This window comes from Arcticibacter pallidicorallinus, from assembly GCF_003002875.1.
Lineage (GTDB): Bacteria > Bacteroidota > Bacteroidia > Sphingobacteriales > Sphingobacteriaceae > Arcticibacter > Arcticibacter pallidicorallinus.
On sequence record NZ_PVTH01000018.1, the window covers coordinates 1 to 5,751 of the forward strand.

General features: G+C 48.5%; 1 protein-coding gene, 2 tRNA genes and 3 rRNA genes. All 6 read right to left on the reverse strand.

Features of this window, described 5'->3' with window-relative positions; translation table 11 throughout:
* Window positions 1-49 precede the first annotated feature (49 nt).
* Window positions 50-161, reverse strand: a 5S ribosomal RNA gene (gene rrf / locus B0I27_RS17280).
* A gap of 168 nt (window positions 162-329) precedes the next feature.
* Window positions 330-3,206: ribosomal RNA gene (locus B0I27_RS17285) — 23S ribosomal RNA — on the reverse strand.
* 248 nt (window positions 3,207-3,454) lie between these two features.
* Window positions 3,455-3,528, reverse strand: a tRNA-Ala gene (locus B0I27_RS17290).
* An 18-nt stretch (window positions 3,529-3,546) separates the two neighbouring features.
* Window positions 3,547-3,620 (reverse strand) — tRNA-Ile (locus B0I27_RS17295).
* A 163-nt stretch (window positions 3,621-3,783) separates the two neighbouring features.
* A 16S ribosomal RNA gene (locus tag B0I27_RS17300) occupies window positions 3,784-5,303 on the reverse strand.
* Together the 16S, 23S and 5S rRNA genes with 2 tRNA genes alongside form the textbook arrangement of a ribosomal RNA operon.
* 237 nt (window positions 5,304-5,540) lie before the next feature.
* On the reverse strand, window positions 5,541-5,751 hold a 211-nt coding region (locus tag B0I27_RS17680; RefSeq protein ID WP_219905042.1), incomplete at its 5' end, for a hypothetical protein.

The window sequence follows — 5,751 nt, forward strand, 5'->3', positions numbered from 1 at the left end:
TAACGCACAAAAAAGCCCGGTAGTACTGAAACTACCGGGCTGATTTAAGATTTGGCACCGACCTACTCTCCCACATGTTACTGCAGTACCATCGGCTCTGGCGGGCTTAACTTCTCTGTTCGGAATGGGAAGAGGTGGACACCGCCGATATAGGCACCTAAATAAGGTGTAAACTGACCTGCTCGCTTGTTCGCTCGCAGCGTTTAATATCATTTAAGTTTTAAAGAATTCGTTAGAGAGCTATTGCTAGCTTTCTAACTGTTCTTCTAAACTTTTAACACTATTGAAAGAAGTCTTTGAATACACAGTCAACATACAGAGTTTCTGCTATGAGAAAGATTCGGGTAATTAGTACTACTCGGCTGTGATGTTACCACCTTTACACCTGTAGCCTATCAACGTGATAGTCTCTCACGACCCTATATGGAAGTCTCATCTTGTGGCTAGTTTCGCACTTAGATGCTTTCAGCGCTTATCTATTCCAAACGTAGCTACTCTGCAGTACAGCTGGCGCCATAACAGATTCACTAGAGGTTTGTCCATCCCGGTCCTCTCGTACTAAGGACAGCCCCACTCAAACTTCCTACGCCCACAACAGATAGGGACCGAACTGTCTCGCGACGTTCTGAACCCAGCTCGCGTGCCACTTTAATCGGCGAACAGCCGAACCCTTGGGACCTTCTCCAGCCCCAGGATGTGACGAGCCGACATCGAGGTGCCAAACCTCCCCGTCGATATGAGCTCTTGGGGGAGATCAGCCTGTTATCCCCAGCGTACCTTTTATCCTTTGAGCGATGGCCCTTCCATGCAGAACCACCGGATCACTATATCCGTCTTTCGACCCTGCTCGGCTTGTCTGCCTCACAGTCAAGCAAGCTTATGCTATTGCACTCCCCGTACGGTTACCAAGCGTACTGAGCTTACCTTTGAAAGCCTCCGTTACCTTTTTGGAGGCGACCACCCCAGTCAAACTACCCACCAAACAATGTCCCCCTACTCAGAGGGGTTAGACACCGAATACAGAAAGGGCGGTATTTCAAGGTTGACTCCACGATAGCTGGCGCCACCGCTTCATTGCCTCCCGCCTATCCTACACATCCTGTACCCAATATCAATGTTAAGTTGTAGTGAAGGTGCATGGGGTCTTTCCGTCCCGTTGCGGGTAACCGGCGTCTTCACCGATACCACAATTTCACCGAGCTCATGGCTGAGACAGCGCCCAGATCGTTACACCATTCGTGCAGGTCGGAACTTACCCGACAAGGAATTTCGCTACCTTAGGACCGTTATAGTTACGGCCGCCGTTTACTGGGGCTTCGATTCAATGCTTCTCCTTGCGAATAACATCCCCTCTTAACCTTCCAGCACCGGGCAGGTGTCAGGCCTTATACCTCATCTTTCGATTTTGCAAAGCCATGTGTTTTTGTTAAACAGTCGCCTGGGCCTTTTCACTGCGGCCTCCATTGCTGGAGGCGCCCCTTCTCCCGAAGTTACAGGGCCATTTTGCCGAGTTCCTTAGCCATGATTCACTCGAGCACCTTAGGATTCTCTCCTCGACTACCTGTGTCGGTTTACGGTACGGGTTTCTTTAACCTGAAGCTTAGCGGGTTTTCTTGGAAGTCTGTTTACCTGCTCTATCTGCTTACCCGAAGGCTCGCAGTACTATTGGGTTTCAGCTAAAATCGCGGATTTGCCTACGACTCTAATACCTACGCCTTTTAACGATCTATTCCGTCAGATCGCGGCAGTGTCACTACTCCGTCACCACATCGCAGTTAAAGAAAGTATTGGAATATTAACCAATTGTCCATCCACTATCCCCTTCGGGTTCGCGTTAGGTCCCGACTAACCCTGATCCGATTAGCGTTGATCAGGAAACCTTAGTCTTTCGGTGGGCGGGTTTCCCTCCCGCCTTATCGTTACTTATGCCTACATTTGCTTTTCCAATCTCTCCACCACAACTTACGTCATAGCTTCGCTGATATTGGAATGCTCCCCTACCACTGAACTTACGTTCAATCCATAGCTTCGGTATACCGCTTAATGCCCGTTTATTATCCATGCCCGATCGCTCGACTAGTGAGCTGTTACGCACTCTTTAAATGAATGGCTGCTTCCAAGCCAACATCCTAGCTGTCTGTGCAATCGGACCTCGTTAGTTCAACTTAGCGGTAATTTTGGGACCTTAGCTGATGGTCTGGGTTCTTTCCCTCTCGGCGCGTGACCTTAGCACCCCGCGCCTCACTGCTGCGTATATTTTATAGCATTCGGAGTTTATCTGGATTTGGTAGGATTTGACTCCCCCGCACCCAATTAGTAGCTCTACCTCTATAAAACTCGACCGCAACGCTGTTCCTAAAAACATTTCGGGGAGTACGAGCTATTTCCCAGTTTGATTGGCCTTTCACCCCTACCCTCAAGTCATCCGGAAACTTTTCAACGTTTATCGGTTCGGTCCTCCAGTACGTGTTACCGCACCTTCAACCTGCTCAAGGGTAGATCACAAGGTTTCGCGTCTACCTCCTCTGACTATACGCCCTATTCAGACTCGCTTTCGCTTCGGCTGCGTGGCTGAACCACTTAACCTTGCCAGAGAAGAGTAACTCGTAGGCTCATTATGCAAAAGGCACGCCGTCACACCTCGAAGGTGCTCCGACCGCTTGTAAGTACACGGTTTCAGGTTCTATTTCACTCCCCTGTTCGGGGTTCTTTTCACCTTTCCCTCACGGTACTGGTTCACTATCGGTCTCTCAGGAGTATTTAGCCTTACCGGATGGTGCCGGCAGATTCCCACAAGGCGTCTCCGACCTCGCGGTACTCAGGATACCACTATCCCAGCATCACTTACGAATACGTGGCTATCACACGCTATGGCCAGGCTTCCCATCCTGTTCTTCTTCACTTTGCTGTTCATGTTGTGGTCCTACAACCCCAGATATGCCGTAACATGTCTGGTTTGGGCTCTTTCCCTTTCGCTCGCCACTACTCAGGAAATCATTATTATTTTCTCTTCCTATGCTTACTTAGATGTTTCAGTTCGGCACGTTTGCGCATTTGCAACTAGTCTTCAACTAGTTAGGTTTCCCCATTCGGAAATCTGCGGATCAATTCATATTTGCTAATCCCCGCAGCTTATCGCAGCTTATCACGTCCTTCATCGCCTCTGAGAGCCAAGGCATCCCCCGTGTACCCTTTCTTACTTTCTTCTTCCTATCCTGCTTTTGCTCAGGATGGAATGCTTTTTGTCTACCGTTTTATTGTCTCCAGTATTGCCAAACGATCTTCTTCCTGCATTGCTGCAAAAAGGGGGAATCATTCAGTGTCCTGAAAACCAGTAAACTTCTGTTGTTTTCTTGTTTTCAATTACTTCTTCCAATATGTCAAAGAACTTTTTAAACAGGCTGTACATTCTTACCTTTCTCTCGATCGGTGTTTTGTACCCTTTGTTTAAACGTGGAGAATAACGGATTCGAACCGTTGACCCCCTGCGTGCAAGGCAGGTGCTCTAGCCAGCTGAGCTAATCCCCCGTTTGATGTATTCCGTTGTAGTCCCGAGCAGATTTGAACTGCTGACCCCTACATTATCAGTGTAGTGCTCTAACCAACTGAGCTACGGGACTAGAGTGATGATTGAAGTGTTTGCCTTCTCTCGTCTGTCTTTCCGTGCTTTGCTTGTTAGCGTTTTGTTTGCACTACCCTTGCTGACCGGCTCATCTTCTGGGTTCCATCTTTTTTCGTTAAGAAAATGTTTCGTAGTATAACGGGTGTCAATCCAGCCTCTAGAAAGGAGGTATTCCAGCCGCACCTTCCGGTACGGCTACCTTGTTACGACTTAGCCCCAGTTACCGGTTTTACCCTAGGACGCTCCTTGCGGTTACATACTTCAGGTACCCCCAGCTTCCATGGCTTGACGGGCGGTGTGTACAAGGCCCGGGAACGTATTCACCGCGTCATTGCTGATACGCGATTACTAGCGAATCCAACTTCATGAGGTCGAGTTGCAGACCTCAATCCGAACTGTGAATGGCTTTAAGAGATTGGCATCCTGTTACCAGGTAGCAGCCCTCTGTACCATCCATTGTAGCACGTGTGTAGCCCCGGACGTAAGGGCCATGATGACTTGACGTCGTCCCCTCCTTCCTCTCTGTTTGCACAGGCAGTCTGAATAGAGTCCCCACCATTACGTGCTGGCAACTATTCACAGGGGTTGCGCTCGTTGCGGGACTTAACCCAACACCTCACGGCACGAGCTGACGACAGCCATGCAGCACCTAGTTTCCTGTCCCGAAGGACGCTCTCATCTCTGAGAACTTCAGTAACTTTCAAGCCCGGGTAAGGTTCCTCGCGTATCATCGAATTAAACCACATGCTCCTCCGCTTGTGCGGGCCCCCGTCAATTCCTTTGAGTTTCACCCTTGCGGGCGTACTCCCCAGGTGGAATACTTAACGCTTTCGCTTAGACGCTAACTGTATATCGCTAACATCGAGTATTCATCGTTTAGGGCGTGGACTACCAGGGTATCTAATCCTGTTTGATCCCCACGCTTTCGTGCCTCAGCGTCAATCACACTTTAGTAAGCTGCCTTCGCAATTGGTGTTCTGTGACATATCTATGCATTTCACCGCTACTTGTCACATTCCGCCTACCTCAAGTGTATTCAAGCTCCTCAGTATCAAAGGCAAGCTTACGGTTGAGCCGCAAGTTTTCACCCCTGACTTAAAAAGCCGCCTACGCACCCTTTAAACCCAATAAATCCGGATAACGCTTGGATCCTCCGTATTACCGCGGCTGCTGGCACGGAGTTAGCCGATCCTTATTCTTACCGTACGTTCAGCTTCTCTCGCAAGAGAAGGTTTATTCCGGTACAAAAGCAGTTTACAACCCATAGGGCCGTCTTCCTGCACGCGGCATGGCTGGTTCAGGCTTGCGCCCATTGACCAATATTCCTTACTGCTGCCTCCCGTAGGAGTCTGGTCCGTGTCTCAGTACCAGTGTGGGGGGTCATCCTCTCAGATCCCCTAGACATCGTGGTCTTGGTGAGCCGTTACCTCACCAACTAACTAATGTCACGCATGCTCATCTTAATCCTATAAATATTTGATTATACTGTGATGCCACAATATAATGTTATGCGGTGTTAATCCGGATTTCTCCGGGCTATCCCCCTGATTAAGGTAGATTGCATACGCGTTACGCACCCGTGCGCCGGTCTCTGGGTTGCAAGCAACCCATACCCCTCGACTTGCATGTATTAGGCCTGCCGCTAGCGTTCATCCTGAGCCAGGATCAAACTCTCCATTGTAATGAAGTTTTGTTCTCTGACCCTATTTTATTCAAATAGAATCGTTTTATTATTAATGCTATTCGCTGGAATTGACTAGGTTATTTGTCTGTTATCAATTTATTATCTAACAGGTAACCTTCGTTACCCGTTATACTACTGACATTTCTTTTAAAGAACTTTTTCGCCTTCCCGTCGCGGTGCGGCTTTTTTATGTTTGAGCAACCTGTTTGATTCAGTTGCTTAACGATCTTGTTTTCATTCCCTTCTGGCGTCGCGCCGTCTGGTTTTCTTTCCCCGATTTGGGATTGCAAAGGTAAGAAGGTTTTTGATATTTCCAAAAAAAAGTTGAACTTTTTTCCTCGCCTCCTCTTTTCCTCTTTTCAATCTCTCACTTAGCCTTGCGCCTCGCTTTCCCTTGTTCGTTTTGGGACTGCAAAGATGGGAACTTTTTGTATTCCCTGCAAGT